We start from the raw sequence: 15,466 nt of genomic DNA on the forward strand, positions 1-15,466 counted from the left end.
AGTTTAATTGATAAACTACAGATGAACGGATTGCGACGCAACGATGTTTAACCGGAGTTGAATATGTTTGTACCATAAACGCCAGGTAAACAAACTGTGCAAAAACACTAATTCTCTCTGCTTATTTAAACAAAAATGAGAAACTTTTCTTTCGGGCTTCTTGCCTGTTTATTTTCATTCTCTGCTACTTCTCAACATATCCGCTACCAGTTCGCTGCTCCTAATGCGGTACACCATGAGGCAGAGATAACAGTAATAGCTGACGGACTTACTGGCTCTTCTGCAATCTTTAGAATGAGCCGTTCATCGCCGGGTCGGTATGCAAAGCACGAATTTGGGAAGAACGTGTACAATGTGGCGGCTTACGACGCAGCAGGCAAACCACTGAAAGTAAATAAAGACGATGCCGACGTATATAGAGTAACAGGGCACAAAGGAACTGTAAAACTCACTTATACCTTATATGGAAATTATGCCGACGGAACGTATGCAAGCATCGATATTTCAGGTTTTCACTTAAACATGCCCGCTTCTTTTATGTGGGTGAAAGGCCTGGAAAATGCCCCGATAACCATCCAGTTTTCGGTACCGGTCGCCAGTTGGAAAATTGCCACCCAGCTAAAACCTACAGCTGACCCCCGCACATTTACTGCACCCAATCTTCAGTATTTTATGGATGCTCCTACCAAAGTTGGCAACCTTCACATACGTGAGTGGACAGTTACAAATACCGATAATAAACCTTTAAAATTCAGATTAGCATTAGATGCGGAAGGGCGGGAAGCTTTAATTGACAGTTTTACTGAAAAAGTGAAACGGATTGTAATAGCAGCTAAAAACGTTTTTGGTGAGTATGCTGCTTATGACTATGGAACGTACACTTTTATTGCCAGTATAAATCCTTCTGTTTACGGGGATGGTATGGAGCACCGTAATTCGACCATGATAACCATTCCAACTGATTTTGATGGCAGCGATGACCTTTTAGGCGTTTTTGCTCACGAGTTCTTCCATTCCTGGAACGTGGAGCGTATAAGACCTAAGAGCCTTGAACCTTTTAATTTCGAGAAGAGCAATATGAGCGAAGCGCTTTGGGTTGCCGAAGGTTTTACACAGTACTATGGAAGTCTTATACAAGCCCGTGCAGGACTGCTTTCTGACTCAGGTTTTGTTGACGATTTGAGCAGGCTGGTAAATGCAAAAACAAATACTCCTGCGGGCCAATTATACAATCCAATAGAAAACAGTCAGCGTGCCGTGTTTGTAGATGCAGGCGTATCGATAGATCGTACCAATTATCTTAACATGTTCACCTCCTACTATTCTTACGGTGGTGCTATTGCCTTGGCTCTCGATCTCGAGTTGCGCGCCAGGTTCAACAAATCCCAGGATGATGTAATGAAGGAGCTTTGGAAAAAACACGGAAAAACTGAAATTCCTTATACTATACCTGATGTACAAAGTGCCCTTGCAACCGTAACCAATACAGCTTATGCCAACATTTTTTTTAAAAAATATGTGTATGGCCACGATGCTATTGACTATAAAAAATTGTTTGCTGCTGCCGGTTATTCTATCAGCCCTGCAAATGCAGGTAAAGCTTCGTTAGGTCGCATTAGCTTTGATAGTACTGAGAATGGTTTAGCCATTTCTAAAAATACTATCCGCAATACACCTTTGTATAACGCAGGGTTGGATGTAGATGATATCATTATCGAGCTAGATGGTAAGAGACCTAAAGGAACGGGCGATGTCAACGATATTATAAGCAACCATAAAATAGGCGATAAAATAGCTGCTACATATTTGCATCGTAAAAACGAAATTAAAACCACAATTACCCTAACTGAAGATCCCTGGATAAAAATTGAAAAAACACCTGGCAGTACAGAGAAGCAACAAGCGTTAAGCAAGCAATGGATGAAAGGCCATTAATGTTTGGTTCTTTTTTTTACCAGCTTTGGTACCTTTTTGAATCATGGTTGTGTCACTCACTTCTGCCTGCAAATCTTTTATGAGCGCCAATTGTGCAACACCTTGTATAGGGTGTTAGGCTTCCAATTATTAGAGCATCCATACTTTTCATTTGTATTTTTTATACATTCGCACCTCTCTTTAAGGTAAAGCCTTAATAAGCAACATAAACTTCACCTCTGTAAAAGGAAACAATGTTTTTGTTGAAGTCATACAGTTGGTCATAATAAAAGAAATCGATCTTAAACCGAGACCTTTAAAATTAACACCTGCTACTAGCGACTACATTCATTATAAAAAAACTACTGCTGCATGCCTACCCCAAGACGAAACGTTGATCTGACAGATAGCTTTGAAAAAATACCGGTAAAAATATTTGCAACTCCCAAAGAAGGGTCTGCTTACGTAGCACAGGAGATAGCTGACAAAATAAGAGAGTCGCAAGAAAATGAAAAGCAAATCGTAATTGGTTTAGCAACAGGTTCTACTCCTATCAGCCTATACAAGGAGTTGGTGCGCCTGCACCGGGAAGAAGGGTTAAGTTTTAAAAATGTAGTAACATTTAATCTTGATGAATACTACCCCATAGAAAAAGAAGCTTTCCAGAGCTACTTCAGTTTCATGCACCGTCAACTGTTCAATCACATTGACATTGATCCCTCAAACATCTTTATTCCTAACGGCGAGTTGCCTAAAGAAGAGATTAAAAAGCATTGCCAGGCTTACGAACAACTGATCGAATCAAAAGGCGGCATTGATATACAGATACTCGGCATTGGAAGTAACGGCCACATCGGCTTCAATGAGCCTGGTTCAAGTATTTTTTCAAAAACAAGACTTATCACACTTGACAACAGTACGCGCATAGCGAACGCCCGGGATTTTCAAAACATATCGCAGGTGCCGCGCCTTGCCATTACAATGGGGCTAAGTACTATTCTTAAAACCAAAAAAATATTCCTGATGGCATGGGGAATGAAAGCTCCCATTATTGCCCAAACCGTAGAGGGTGATGTTACAGAACATGTGCCCGCAAGTTTTTTGCAACAGCACAATGATTGCACTTTTGTGATAGATGAAACTGCTGCTACCGAACTTACAAGATTCAAGTCGCCGTGGTTAACCGGTGAAATAGAATGGACACCTGCCAGTATTAAAAAAGCGGTGGTGAACCTTGCTCTGAAAACTAAAAAACCTGTACTAAGTTTAACCACGCACGATTATAATGAAAACGGTCTTGGAGATTTGCTGGTAGAAAAAGGAGACTCGTACGAAATAAACCTACAGGTATTTTATATGCTCAGAGACACTATTACAGGCTGGCCTGGTGGCAAGCCAAATTCTGTTATTCCTGGTCATCCTGAAAGAAGTGACATCCAGCCTAAACGTTGCCTGATTTTTTCTCCACATCCTGATGATGATATTATCAGCATGGGTGGAACCTTTATGCGGCTGGTTGACCAGGGACATGAGGTACATGTAGGGTATCAAACCAGTGGCAACATTGCAGTAACAGATGAGTTCGTAACTCGTTTTCTTGACTTCGCCGTTGGTTTTGAAGATATGTTTGGCATCGATAACAAGACAAGTAAAGAGCTGCTGTTGTCAGCACAAATGTTTTTAGCAAGGAAAAGAAAAAATGAAAGAGACACACCAGAGATACGAGCCATTAAAGGTTTAATAAGAAGGTGCGAAGCAAAAGCGACCTGCCGGTATGCAGGCCTGACAGATGAAAGAGCCCACTTTCTCAACCTTCCTTTTTATGAGACAGGAACCATAGAAAAAAGGCCAATGGGAGAAGAAGATGTACTGATAACAATGGAGCTATTACAAAAAATAAAACCTCACCAGGTGTTTTGTGCCGGAGACCTTGCTGATCCACATGGCACCCACAGGGTTTGCTTAGATATAATATTTGAAAGTATCCGAAGGCTAAAAGAAAGAAGAGAAGATTGGATTAAAGACTGTTGGGTATGGCTATATAAAGGTGCATGGCAGGAATGGGGGATTTCAGAAATTGAGATGGCCATCCCCATGAGCCCCGATCAATTAATGAAAAAAAGGTTTGGTATTTTTATTCATCAATCTCAAAAAGATATGGTTCCCTTCCAGGGTAGTGACAGCCGCGAGTTTTGGCAACGGGCAGAAGAACGAAACAAAAACACTGCAAACCTTTATGCCCAACTTGGAATGACACAATATTCGGCTATGGAAGCTTTCGTAAGATGGCGGGAATAGAAATGTAGTTTTTAAAATAACAAGACGTTTTTTTCTTACAGCTACTACGCGCTAACTAAGAATAAAAACGGTTTAAGGATAATGTGGCAAAATCAAAATAGCGGGGTTTATTCTTCGCTATTTTGATTCTATCTGATTAGCTCGCTATTTCACATCAATAAGGCTGATATCAAAAAACAAAACAGCGTTTGGAGGAATATTAGCGCCCGAACTTCCATTGCATCCGTAAGCATATGAGGAAGGAATAATTAATTTAATTTTTCCACCTTTCTTAATTAAAGGAATTCCTATTTGCCATCCTTCTATTACTCCTGATAAAGGGAAACTGGCAGTTTGCGAGTCGAAGATAGCGCCATTAAGAAGCTTCCCAACATAAGTAGCAGTAACGGTAGAATTTGCTGTGGGAGTTACACCAGTGCCGGGGTCAAGAATTTGATAATACATGCCGGTACCGTGCTTTACTACATCAATACCATTTGCACTTGCATAACTACTTATCTGCAGGTCTTCAGTTTGTGGCGAAACAGGCATGCACCCCATTTCCTTTTTTGCGCAGCCGGAAAATAACAACCATATAATCGATACAGTTAGCAATAACTTCTTCATTAAATCTGTTTGATTGAAACGCTCATCTAATTGCTTACTTGACTATTTATTCCATCGTCCTGCTGCATAGTTGTAGTAGATTCTTGAGATTTCTTCTTGTAAGTCAACTCTAAGTATCGCTGCTCATTCATTTCCCATCGATGTCTTTTAAAAAATACGCTACAAAAAACTGTAATAAGAATGAAGCCAAAAATTAGCACCAGCGGAGTTGACTGGCCATTTGCTACCATTGTTGCCCTGGTATACCAGCCTGACATATAATTAAGAATTATGCCGAGACTTATTAATAACCCTAGCGGAAGCCCAATCCACAGATGCTGGGAAAGACTTTTATCTTTCTCCCTATTCTTTTCCCAATAGCTCAAAAATTTTTCTTCCTCTTCCGTTAGCATAAAGTAAAGGTAACATCAAAAAAAGTAGATGAAAGGTTCTTTTAATGTCAGCCGTGGAAAGGATAAAGCTTTCTTTCAAATTGATTAAGTTTGTGAAACCTAAATTATTACTTGTGAAATTTGATGACCAACTCGCCGCATTTCTTTATGAAAACAAAACATTGAGGCTTGAAGGAATAGGAACTTTTACTTTAGACAGTAAAGTAAGCGTACCTAATCAGCATGAAAAAGAAATTTATTATCCAATAGAAGGACTCTCTTTTACTTATAATCCTAAAAGCGACACTGATGAAAATATAATTACTTATTTAGTAAAAAAGCTGCATAAAATACAACCCTTAATCAGGTCAGATCTTGAGTCATATTTAGCGAATATTAAGCAGTTTATTAATTTAGGTAAACCCTATACAATTGAAGGAGTAGGTACGCTTAGTAAAAATAACCAGGGAACCTACGAATTTACACCTGGCAACTTTTTACCTGCAAAAGAAGAATTAAATCCGAAAAGAGAAAATGCAGATCATAATTATCCTGTACGGTCTCACTCAAATGCAGGAAAAACTTTTGTAGTTATACTTATCGTAATAGCTGCATTAGCGGCATTAGGAGGCATCGGCTGGGGAGTTTCGAACCTTCTATCACAACGACAAGTGAGTAACGATATAGAGCAACAACAAGGCTTTAGTGATACAATCCCACAAGCAGGGGCAGATACTTCGACACCTATCACTACAGCCTCCTCTTCTTCCGGTGGGCCTACATCGTCAACTATTGATAATACTACTAGCAGCGATTCTGCAAACTATAAAATGATTTTTGAGATTACAACACTAAAAGCAAGAGCCCATAAAAGAACTGTACAATTACATAGCTATAAACACAACAGCAAATACGATACGATACATGTAGGGCCTGTTGTAAACTATCGCCTGTTTTTACCTGTCAGAATTAGACCTTCCGATACCACACGTGTGAAAGACTCCCTTAGTATTTTTTTTGGTTCCGGAGTACGAGTGGAAAAACTGTAGGGCCAGGATTGATAGTATTTGAGCATATTAGAAAAGAAAAATTTGGAATAGGTCTATAATGATGAGGACACATGATAAAAATAGGCACTTGCAGAATAAAGATTTACAGTAAAAGTGAGTGACACAACAATGTCGAATTCACGTTCTACGTCCACAACTAAAAATCTAACCGCTATATTCAAAAACAAAAAATCCCCTGCTGCAAACGCAACAGGGGATTTTTTTTTATTCCTTTCCACTTCCCCTTTTGGGGGTTTTGGGGCTTAATAATCCATTCCACCCATTCCACCTGGCATTCCACCTGGAGCACCAGCAGCAGATTTAGGCTCTGGCCTGTCAGCAACTACACATTCGGTAGTCAACAACATACCAGCGATAGATGCAGCATTTTCAAGCGCTACACGGGTAACTTTAGTTGGGTCAATAACACCAGCAGCAAATAAGTTTTCATACACTTCAGTGCGGGCATTGAAACCAAAATCAGCAGTACCTTCTTTAATTTTCTGTACCACGATAGAACCTTCGATACCGCTGTTAATAACGATTTGGCGAAGAGGCTCTTCAATAGCACGCTTAACGATTTGGATACCTGTAGTTTCGTCTTCGTTAATGCCTTTTAAAGTTTCAAGAGCAGATACGGCACGAATGTAAGCTACTCCACCACCTGGAACGATACCTTCTTCAACAGCAGCACGTGTTGCGTGAAGGGCGTCGTCTACACGGTCTTTCTTCTCTTTCATTTCAACTTCGGTAGCAGCACCTACATAAAGAACTGCAACACCACCGCTTAATTTAGCAAGACGTTCTTGTAATTTTTCGCGATCGTAGTCAGAAGTTGTATTCTCGATCTGAGATTTAATTTGATTAACACGGTTAGTGATATCAGCTTTTTCACCTTTACCGCCAACAACAGTTGTATTGTCTTTGTCAATAGTGATAGAAGCAGCAGTACCTAAGTAGCTAAGGTCAGCATTCTCTAATTTGTAACCTTGCTCTTCGCTGATAACTGTACCAGCAGTAAGAACCGCAATATCTTGTAACATTTCTTTACGACGGTCGCCGAAGCCCGGAGCTTTAATAGCTGCAACTTTAAGGGTACCACGCAATTTGTTAACAACCAAAGTAGCCAATGCTTCACCTTCAAGGTCTTCAGCAATAATTACTAATGGACGTCCGCTTTGTGCAACTTTCTCCAAAATGTGAAGAATATCTTTCATTGCAGAAATCTTCTTATCGTAGATAAGGATGTATGGGTTCTGCAATTCAGCTTCCATTTTTTCGCTGTTAGTAACGAAATAAGGGCTGATATAACCGCGATCGAATTGCATACCTTCAACTACATCAACTGTAGTGTCAGTGCCTTTTGCTTCTTCAACAGTTATTACACCTTCTTTACCAACTTTTTGCATTGCTTCAGCAATCAGCTTACCGATAGTCTCGTCGCTGTTTGCAGAAATAGTTGCAACCTGCTCAATTTTGCTGCTATCATTACCAACTTGTTGGCTTTGACTTCTAAGATTAGCAACAACAGCCTGAACAGCTTTGTCAATACCACGCTTAAGATCCATTGGGTTTGCACCGGCAGCTACGTTCTTTAAACCTTCGCTAATGATAGATTGAGCCAAAACAGTTGCAGTAGTAGTACCATCACCTGCTATATCAGCAGTTTTAGAAGCTACTTCTTTCACCATTTGAGCGCCCATGTTCTCAATAGCATCGTCAAGTTCAATTTCTTTAGCTACAGTAACACCATCTTTAGTAACAGATGGTGCACCGAATTTTTTCTCGATAACCACGTTACGACCTTTTGGTCCAAGTGTTACTTTCACTGCGTTAGCTAGTGTATCAACACCTCTTTTCATCTTATTTCTTGCTTCAATATCGAAGAAGATTTGCTTTGCCATAATTATTATTATTTGAAGTTTTTAGTTTAAAGTGTAAGGTTTAGAACCCGACTAATTAAAACTATTTAGCTTTCGTTGCGTCGCACTCTTGTACAACCTGTTTGCAATTCAGCTCTAAAAAAAGCCCCTTTTAAGGGGTTGGGGTTAAACTATTGCGAGAATATCGCTTTCCCTCATAATAAGGTATTCACCACCTTCTACAGAAATCTCAGTTCCTGCATATTTACCATATAAAACAGTATCACCTGCTTTTACAGTTACCGGCTCATCTTTCTTTCCAGGACCTGCAGCGATAACTACTCCTTTTTGAGGTTTTTCTTTAGCAGTGTCAGGTATAATGATACCACCAGCAGTTTTCTCTTCAGCCGCAGCGGGCTTTACAATTACCCTGTCATGTAAAGGGGTAACTTTTAAACTTTCAGCCATACTTTTTAGTTTTTATTTAGTGTAAAAGAATTATGATTTCGTTTCTCCTGTGCATCGACTATTGTGCCATTCGTTATAAAAAAGTCAAATTAGCAGTTACTGTCACTTTTTAACCTCTTGCTTGCATTAATGACAGGAAGCAGGGCAGACGACAGTTATAAGGTGACAGTTGCGAGACAGGTTGACGAACGAAAGATGACAGTGGGTAGATGCTAGAGGACGCACCAAGCAAACGCTAACCTTAACCATCAATCAGTCACCTGTCGTCATATTTTTTCTGTCCGTCACCTTACAATTGTTAACTCCCTCCCATCTGTCACTCCGTCCATCTCCTCCCACAGACTCATAATTTTTCCTTAACCGTATTATCAAAGATGTCTAATTACTATCTTCGCCGCCCAATTAAAGTTGTTGAGTAAATGATCAGTAGAAGAAATATCAGAGTTAAAGTGATGCAGACCCTCTATACTCTAAGTACAGCAGATGGACAGAACTACCCGGAACCGGTTAAACTATTAAAAAAACAAGTAGATTCTTCGAGACAATTATTTGTATACCTGTTGTATGTACTGACAGAAGTAGCCCGCTACGCAGAAAAAGATGCAATAAAACGTGCTTCAAAAAATCTCCCCAGCCAGCAGGACCTCAACGTTAATACCAAATTGTCAGGCAACGAATTTCTTTGGAAAATAATAGAAAGCAGTTCTTTTAAAAAGGCAATAGAAGATGAGAAGCCTAACCTAATAGAAGACACTACCAATCAAATAAAAAAGATTTACAACGAACTAACGAAAAGTGAGGAGTACCATAAATACATTCAGCTTGAAAGTCGGGAGAAGAAGTCGGAGAAGGAAATTATCGTTTTTATATTTACAGACCTCATGCTGCCTTCTGAAGATTTTACAAGTCATGTAGAAGAGCATTTCACTAATTGGGACGATGATGCTGATATGATGAATCAGCTTATGCTAAATTACCTGCAAAAGCCAGGAAGTTACAATCTGCAAGATATGTTGTCCCAGGAAAAATGGGACTTCGCAAAAAGTTTGTTACAGACAACAAGAGAAAAAAGAGAGTACGTACTTGACCTTATAAAACCAAAGTTGAAAAACTGGGATGCAGAAAGAATTGCAGTGCTTGATATGATCCTGATGGAAATGGGTGTTTGTGAACTCCTGTTTTTTGAAACCATCCCAACAAAAGTTACGATCAACGAATATATAGACCTCGCTAAAGCCTACAGTACTCCACAAAGTGGGCAGTTTGTAAATGGCATTTTAGATAATATTCATAAAGATCTTGCAAGCCAGGATAAAATACATAAAGTAAGTTTTAAACAAAAAGCTTAACGAATCACGCTAGATGAAGATCTGTTTATTTTTCATAACTACTATTATAGCCTTTACTGCCTGTAAAAATGAGGATGTAAAGAAGAAAGGATCACAGGTTTCGGTGAACGATACGACTAAGTTTACAAACATTAAATGGATAGATTCCTTAAAGGATATAGGGTTCGTTGAACCAGGTAAAAAAACAGAAATAAACTTTAAGTTTAAAAACACAGGGACCAGGCCACTTTTCATTATTTCGGCTGAACCTGGTTGTGGTTGTACCGTTGCTGACTATCCCAAAGGGGCCATATTGCCAGGCGCAGAAGGAGTAATAACCGCGGCTTATAATGTAACTTCAGGAACGACCGGAGCATTCAGAAAGAACATTCATGTTACCACAAATACTATTGGTTCAACAAGTCATTACGTATACTTTTACGGCGTAATAAAAACCGCAGGCGATACCACTACAACGAGACGAAAAATAGACACTGCAGTTTTAAATACGCTGAAATCAAAAGAATTAAAAAGAAACCTTTTATTAAAACCAACTAAAAATTAATCTCAATGCTTCAATTTTCTTATCTGTTAATGGGCGATCCAAAAAACGGTGGTTCAGTTCAACTACTGCTAATGGGCGGTATTATGCTTGTTTTTTGGTTATTTATGATTCGCCCTCAAGCTAAAAAAGCGAAACTGCAAAAGACGTTTATAAATGATTTAAAGAAAGGCGACAAAATTGTAACGATAGCCGGCATTCACGGAACCATACATAAAGTAAATGACGACAATACGACTATCCAGTTAGAAGTTAATCCGGGCAGTTATATTAAAATAGAAAAATCAGCAATTAGCCTTGAATGGAGCCAGGCACTTAACAAGCCTGCTACAGCAGTTGCAGAGACTAAATAAAAAACGCACTAAATATTTCTTCAGATCCGAATGCTAATTTCGAAAACCTTCAAATTAGTGTTCGGGTTTTTTATTTTCATCGTTTAATTAAAGCTTCCTAAAGGATTTGGTATGCTAAAAATTGGACTAACCGGAGGAATTGGCAGTGGCAAAACAACTATATCAGGTATTTTCAGAGTACTTGGTAGTCCTGTCTTCGATGCTGACCGGGAAGCTAAGTTGATTATGGAAACGGATGCAGGCCTTATATCTAACATAAAAAAAACCTTCGGGGAAGAAAGCTATACTAACGGTAAGGTTAACAAACCTTACCTGGCCAATATTGTCTTTAACAACCCTGCTAAATTAGATACACTAAATGCATTGGTCCATCCCGCAACTATAGCTGCTGCCAATAAATGGATGAATGATCAGCAAACTCCTTATGTTATCAAAGAGGCTGCCCTTATGTTTGAAACTGGTTCTGTCTCAAATCTTGATTATGTAGTTGGTGTACATGCACCACAGCATGTTCGGATACAAAGAGTGATGGACAGAGATAACATTGACAGGGAACAAGTACTGTTGCGAATGAGTCGCCAAATAGATGAAATAATTAAAATGAAACTGTGCGACTTTGTTATATCAAACAACGAACAACAATTATTAATCCCACAAGTGCTGCAACTTCATGCCAGGTTTATCGACATGAGTTTCCAGAAAAAAAGTAATTCCGGCGCTTGAAGAAATAAGAGATCTTTCTGGAAGACTTCAAATAATATTTATAAAATCAACGTTTCTTGTATTACCAATAAAACATTTTCATTTATTTTGGTACTTTTGAAAATATGCAACTGAGATACCTTAAAGTCTTTAAAAGAAAAATTTTAATGCTAATATTAGTAGTGGTACTAGTAATATTTAGCTCGATAACCAAAGGAAAAACTTCGGTTGTATTAAGCACAGTAACAGGAATTGTCTTAATTGTAACCGCCATTTATTACATTGTATGGATAATAAAAACTCCCACTAAGAAGGAAAGCGACGAAGCTTTATAATTGTCTATATTGCTTCGCCTCTAATTATTGTTACCTCGGTGATACAAAGATTAATTTTAAAAACGCTTCAAAACTTTCTTATCTACCACAAACTCTCACCTTCCATATCGTAAACCGACCCGTTGAGTTCATCGTAATCTTGTTCTTGTCCTTTCACCTCAAATCCTAATTCTTCCTGTGAGTGAGGCCCACAACCTTCACGCTCTTTTCCTTCTGCTTTCAAATCAATTCCTGGTATTTGGAATGCTCCTTCTGTATAATTGCTAGACATCTTTTAATAATTAAGGTTTCAAAATCTTATAATGCCTCTATTTGATAAAATGATGCCAGAAATTATTCTACACAAACAGTTAAAGCCCTTTTTCTCTATTGCTTTTACAAAAATTTTAGATAGTTATAAAAACAATACATAAAAGGGCTGTAGTCAAAAGTTACTTATTTGTAAAATAGATAGTTATTGTTTTAAAATTAACATGGTTGTAAAAAGAAATAAATAAGAACATCATTAACAACAGTGGAAATCGTTCCCCTTTTTAAACCCTTTCACCTATAAGTTTTTTCATAGAAGCTTTAGCCCGCAGGTGCTGACTCTTACTTGTGCTTTCTGAAATACCAAGTATTTGGGAAATTTGGTTGTGAGAATATCCTTGAATGGCGTAAAGATCAAAAACAGTACGATAACCTTTACTGAGTTGGTGGGTAAAATGAATAACATCCTTTTCATATAGGTTATCGAGAGCAGAAATTTCCAAACTTGGTAAGATTTCCTCCAGGTCGTTAACACAAATTGAAGGTGGTTTTTGAGTTCTGTAAAACTGAATAGATGTATTAACAAATATTCTTCTTACCCATCCTTCAAAAGAACCTTCTCCCCGATAGTTGTGGAGGTTATTAAACAACTTTATAAAGCCTTCCTGCAACACATCTTCTGCTTCGGCATTGTACCTGAAAAACTTCAAACACACCGCATACATTTTTGGCGCCAGGAGATTGTACAGCCTTTCCTGACTTTTTCGGTTTCCGGCAATACAACTGTTAATTATTGAAGAATCTGGTGAAGTAGAATTTTCTTTCATTATACCGAAGCAGTTAGTTTGGTCTTGTAAATCAGTCAAAATGCAACCATCCAATTAACCTTACAAGTTCTTATAGTGAAATCACGCTAAAAATAAGTATAATTACTATTAGTTCTGTTGAATTTTATACATAAAAACAAAGTAAAACTTTAATCAAAGTACTGTAGTTAAATTTACAGGAATTGATAAAAACGCTGCAATTGCCCTCCCTTAAGTCTTCTATATCTATCCTTGCTATCACTTATAAGAAAGGGCTTAATTATTGAAACATTATTAAAAAAGATAACATATTGCAACAATATACAAAGCCGGCGTATATTATTACAGTTGGCGCTTCAGCAGGAGGTTTAAATGCAGTAAATGAATTAATTGCTCAATTACCCGAAACCCTAAATGTAGCGGTCTTCATTGTTATGCATTTGTCTAAAGTGGGTGTGGGCGAGTTTTTAGTAACGAGGCTGCAAAAATACACAGCCTTTACCTGCATCATTCCCCAGGACGGAGACCAAATAGAAGCAGGAAAAATCTACATAGCACCACCTGACAAACACTTGTTAATTAAGGACGGTAAAGTAGCATTGGGTTACGGTCCGGCAGAAAACAGGTGGCGGCCTTCTATTGACGTACTATTCCGCTCCGCCGCAGCCAATTATGGCAACCGGGTAATAGGAATCATTTTAACAGGCTACCTCAGCGACGGAACCTCAGGTATGGTTGCCATTAAAAAAAGCAATGGATGCTGTATCGTACAAGATCCTAACCAGGCCGAATATCCAGATATGCCCTTATCAGTAATGGAAGCAATGGAAGTTGACTTTTCTGCGCGGCTCGATGAAATGGGAGAAATTATTGAAGCAATCGTTCAAAAAGCGCAACCAGAAACAGATGAAATTGACCAGGATGTATTAAAGGAAGCGCAGATTTCAGAGAATACGGTAACAAGCATTGCAGCAGTATCAACACTGGGCGAAAAAGCGCTTTACGCCTGCCCTGATTGCGGAGGAGGTCTATGGGACGTAGAAAAAAACAGTACTATAAAAAGATTCCGATGCCACATAGGGCATTCTTATTTAGAAAACGATCTTTTTATTAAACAGGGACACAATGTAGAAGCTACACTATGGGTTGCGTTAAGAATGATGGAAGAGCGAAAAATGTTATTGATGAATATAGGAGCCGAGGAACAAAATAAAGGGCTGCCGAGGCTGTCGCGGCTGCATCAACAGCGGGCAAATGACCTTGAGAGTCACATCAGAACTTTGAAAGAATTACTATTCGACACACAGAAAGAGAAATTAGCAGGGTAGCATTTTCCTATTCTCCACACGCTACATATTTAATAAAGCAGGCCCCTTCTTACAAATGTAATCACACGGCTTCAGCCAGGTCTTCGCTCATCAATTCCTGCGTCTTTACCAGGTTGTGCAATATTTTTGATTGGCGGCGACTTTCTTCAGCTTTGGCAAAAAATTCTTTTGCCGCGCCGTGGTTTCCCGCTTGTTCAAGATTAGTGGCAATTCGCTCCAATAACATAATCGCTTCTTCAAGCGTTCGCATCGTGCTCCAGATTTGTTCCTCTATACTTTGAGTAACTCCTGCCAACAAAGTGCTTGAGGAAAAAGCATGACCCGTGTGGCAGCGAAAACGAACAGAAGTACCTTCTTTAAGACTTATCAATGTGCCGTGACATTCGGGACAAGTAAAAGGGGTAAGTTCCCCTTTGTTTAATATGCCCAACTCAAAGGCATTTTCATTAGAAGCGATTATAACTTCCATTTTCATCAGCTCCATTTGCGCAGGTGTAATCTCATGCATTTTCGGTGCATTTTTGTTTATTAATTCTTCAAGCAACATACCCATTTTAGATACAGCTATTGAGTAATCCACATCTACCTCCTTTAGTACATTTACCGGCATACTGTTATACAGCGCTTCTGCAGGGTCTTGTATAATTGATAGTCCACCCATATGTTTAATTGACCACATACCCGAAGTACCGTCGTTCAACATACCTGAAAGCACAATTCCTATAACCTTTGCCCCATAGTTGTAAGCAGCAGAACGAAAAAGAACATCAATCGAGGGACGAAATCTGTTCTCTTTTGGCCCTTTTCTTACCAATATCCTTCCCTTCTCTATCAGCATATGATGATCAGGCGGCGCTACATAAATTCGTTTTCTTTTTATCTTTTCTCCATCTTCTGCATGAAAAGCCAAAAGAGGTCCGTAACTGGTTAGTATTTGCGGAAGGTTACTTGGCGTAGAGGGATGCATATGTAGAACAACAAAAATAGAAGCATCAAAATTTTGAGGCAACGATTTTACAAACTCTATTAAGGCGTTAACCCCACCTGCCGAAGCACCTATCACTACGATATCCATTTTTTCCATTTCTGTCTTTTTAAGCTTTAAGCTCTTTTCTACATTTTAGATACTGCCTGCGTAACAATTTAAAAGAAACTTAGAAGATTTTTTGTTGACGAACCAATTTGCTACTATAGGCTTTTGTTGCGTCGCACTCTTCAACCTTATTTTCGCTACT

The 15,466-nt window shown here is 38.8% G+C and carries 16 protein-coding genes; 9 read left to right on the plus strand and 7 right to left on the minus strand.

Features of this window, described 5'->3' with window-relative positions; all coding sequences use genetic code 11:
* The first annotated feature begins 135 nt into the window (after window positions 1-135).
* On the plus strand, window positions 136-1,935 hold the full coding sequence (locus JWR87_RS12000) for a PDZ domain-containing protein (protein ID WP_297820254.1): 1,800 nt from the start codon (window positions 136-138) through the stop codon (window positions 1,933-1,935).
* 351 nt (window positions 1,936-2,286) lie between these two features.
* The gene (gene nagB, locus JWR87_RS12005) at window positions 2,287-4,212 is read left to right on the plus strand and encodes a glucosamine-6-phosphate deaminase (protein WP_297820256.1); all 1,926 of its coding nucleotides are present in this window, start codon (window positions 2,287-2,289) and stop codon (window positions 4,210-4,212) included.
* 144 nt (window positions 4,213-4,356) lie between these two features.
* On the opposite strand, the gene JWR87_RS12010 is transcribed toward nagB, so the two are convergent.
* Together JWR87_RS12010 and JWR87_RS12015 are read right to left on the minus strand one after the other, a co-directional pair.
* Window positions 4,357-4,818, minus strand: a complete 462-nt coding sequence (locus JWR87_RS12010) for an FKBP-type peptidyl-prolyl cis-trans isomerase (RefSeq protein ID WP_297820259.1) — start codon at window positions 4,816-4,818, stop codon at window positions 4,357-4,359.
* A gap of 26 nt (window positions 4,819-4,844) precedes the next feature.
* Window positions 4,845-5,210 carry a hypothetical protein gene (locus JWR87_RS12015; RefSeq protein WP_297820262.1) on the minus strand — a complete coding sequence of 122 codons (366 nt, stop codon included), beginning with the start codon at window positions 5,208-5,210 and terminating at the stop codon, window positions 4,845-4,847.
* A 113-nt stretch (window positions 5,211-5,323) separates the two neighbouring features.
* Here JWR87_RS12015 and JWR87_RS12020 point away from each other — a divergent pair, with 113 nt between their 5' ends.
* The gene (locus tag JWR87_RS12020; protein WP_297820265.1) at window positions 5,324-6,238 is read left to right on the plus strand and encodes a hypothetical protein; all 915 of its coding nucleotides are present in this window, start codon (window positions 5,324-5,326) and stop codon (window positions 6,236-6,238) included.
* 263 nt (window positions 6,239-6,501) lie between these two features.
* Here the strand turns inward: JWR87_RS12020 and groL are convergent, their stop codons facing one another.
* Window positions 6,502-8,145: a chaperonin GroEL gene (groL, locus tag JWR87_RS12025; RefSeq protein ID WP_366090598.1), complete on the minus strand. Its 1,644-nt coding sequence runs from the start codon at window positions 8,143-8,145 to the stop codon at window positions 6,502-6,504.
* A 141-nt stretch (window positions 8,146-8,286) separates the two neighbouring features.
* Window positions 8,287-8,568 (minus strand): co-chaperone GroES, encoded by a 282-nt coding sequence (locus JWR87_RS12030; protein WP_147205430.1) that lies wholly within the window; start codon window positions 8,566-8,568, stop codon window positions 8,287-8,289.
* 419 nt (window positions 8,569-8,987) lie between these two features.
* On the opposite strand from JWR87_RS12030, the gene nusB reads away from it, so the two are divergent.
* From nusB to JWR87_RS12055, 5 genes are all read left to right on the plus strand, one after another.
* Window positions 8,988-9,917, plus strand: coding sequence for a transcription antitermination factor NusB (gene nusB / locus JWR87_RS12035; protein WP_297820275.1), 930 nt, complete (start codon window positions 8,988-8,990; stop codon window positions 9,915-9,917).
* Window positions 9,918-9,930: 13 nt separating this feature from the next.
* Complete coding sequence (locus tag JWR87_RS12040; protein ID WP_297820278.1) at window positions 9,931-10,461, plus strand: DUF1573 domain-containing protein; 531 nt, start codon at window positions 9,931-9,933, stop codon at window positions 10,459-10,461.
* 5 nt (window positions 10,462-10,466) lie between these two features.
* Window positions 10,467-10,811 carry a preprotein translocase subunit YajC gene (gene yajC / locus JWR87_RS12045; RefSeq protein ID WP_297820280.1) on the plus strand — a complete coding sequence of 115 codons (345 nt, stop codon included), beginning with the start codon at window positions 10,467-10,469 and terminating at the stop codon, window positions 10,809-10,811.
* Between the two features lie 111 nt (window positions 10,812-10,922).
* On the plus strand, window positions 10,923-11,534 hold the full coding sequence (coaE, locus tag JWR87_RS12050) for a dephospho-CoA kinase (RefSeq protein WP_297820283.1): 612 nt from the start codon (window positions 10,923-10,925) through the stop codon (window positions 11,532-11,534).
* A gap of 146 nt (window positions 11,535-11,680) precedes the next feature.
* A complete protein-coding gene (locus JWR87_RS12055; protein ID WP_297820285.1) occupies window positions 11,681-11,848 on the plus strand; it encodes a hypothetical protein in 168 nt (55 codons plus the stop codon).
* An 82-nt stretch (window positions 11,849-11,930) separates the two neighbouring features.
* Here JWR87_RS12055 and JWR87_RS12060 read toward each other — a convergent pair whose 3' ends face one another.
* Both JWR87_RS12060 and JWR87_RS12065 read right to left on the minus strand, forming a co-directional pair.
* The gene (locus JWR87_RS12060; protein ID WP_297820288.1) at window positions 11,931-12,119 is read right to left on the minus strand and encodes a hypothetical protein; all 189 of its coding nucleotides are present in this window, start codon (window positions 12,117-12,119) and stop codon (window positions 11,931-11,933) included.
* Between the two features lie 262 nt (window positions 12,120-12,381).
* Window positions 12,382-12,924: a sigma-70 family RNA polymerase sigma factor gene (locus tag JWR87_RS12065; protein WP_297820292.1), complete on the minus strand. Its 543-nt coding sequence runs from the start codon at window positions 12,922-12,924 to the stop codon at window positions 12,382-12,384.
* 290 nt (window positions 12,925-13,214) lie between these two features.
* On the opposite strand from JWR87_RS12065, the gene JWR87_RS12070 reads away from it, so the two are divergent.
* A complete protein-coding gene (locus tag JWR87_RS12070) occupies window positions 13,215-14,231 on the plus strand; it encodes a chemotaxis protein CheB (protein ID WP_297820295.1) in 1,017 nt (338 codons plus the stop codon).
* 61 nt (window positions 14,232-14,292) lie between these two features.
* On the opposite strand, the gene JWR87_RS12075 is transcribed toward JWR87_RS12070, so the two are convergent.
* Entirely contained in the window at window positions 14,293-15,315 is a 1,023-nt protein-coding gene (locus JWR87_RS12075; RefSeq protein WP_297820298.1) for a chemotaxis protein CheB, read from the minus strand.
* Window positions 15,316-15,466: the final 151 nt, after the last annotated feature.

Source organism: Segetibacter sp. (assembly GCF_025963695.1).
GTDB lineage: Bacteria > Bacteroidota > Bacteroidia > Chitinophagales > Chitinophagaceae > Segetibacter.

What these genes read in the sequence shown, in the direction of transcription:
- nagB (WP_297820256.1), top strand. Translation starts at nt 2,287, where the DNA reads ATGCCTACCCCAAGACGAAACGTTGATCTGACAGATAGCTTTGAAAAA.
- yajC (WP_297820280.1), top strand. Translation starts at nt 10,467, where the DNA reads ATGCTTCAATTTTCTTATCTGTTAATGGGCGATCCAAAAAACGGTGGT.
- JWR87_RS12055 (WP_297820285.1), top strand. Translation starts at nt 11,681, where the DNA reads ATGCTAATATTAGTAGTGGTACTAGTAATATTTAGCTCGATAACCAAA.
- JWR87_RS12075 (WP_297820298.1), bottom strand. Translation starts at nt 15,315, where the DNA reads ATGGAAAAAATGGATATCGTAGTGATAGGTGCTTCGGCAGGTGGGGTT.
- JWR87_RS12000 (WP_297820254.1), top strand. Translation starts at nt 136, where the DNA reads ATGAGAAACTTTTCTTTCGGGCTTCTTGCCTGTTTATTTTCATTCTCT.
- JWR87_RS12010 (WP_297820259.1), bottom strand. Translation starts at nt 4,818, where the DNA reads ATGAAGAAGTTATTGCTAACTGTATCGATTATATGGTTGTTATTTTCC.
- JWR87_RS12060 (WP_297820288.1), bottom strand. Translation starts at nt 12,119, where the DNA reads ATGTCTAGCAATTATACAGAAGGAGCATTCCAAATACCAGGAATTGAT.
- JWR87_RS12065 (WP_297820292.1), bottom strand. Translation starts at nt 12,924, where the DNA reads ATGAAAGAAAATTCTACTTCACCAGATTCTTCAATAATTAACAGTTGT.
- JWR87_RS12015 (WP_297820262.1), bottom strand. Translation starts at nt 5,210, where the DNA reads ATGCTAACGGAAGAGGAAGAAAAATTTTTGAGCTATTGGGAAAAGAAT.
- coaE (WP_297820283.1), top strand. Translation starts at nt 10,923, where the DNA reads ATGCTAAAAATTGGACTAACCGGAGGAATTGGCAGTGGCAAAACAACT.
- JWR87_RS12030 (WP_147205430.1), bottom strand. Translation starts at nt 8,568, where the DNA reads ATGGCTGAAAGTTTAAAAGTTACCCCTTTACATGACAGGGTAATTGTA.
- JWR87_RS12040 (WP_297820278.1), top strand. Translation starts at nt 9,931, where the DNA reads ATGAAGATCTGTTTATTTTTCATAACTACTATTATAGCCTTTACTGCC.
- nusB (WP_297820275.1), top strand. Translation starts at nt 8,988, where the DNA reads ATGATCAGTAGAAGAAATATCAGAGTTAAAGTGATGCAGACCCTCTAT.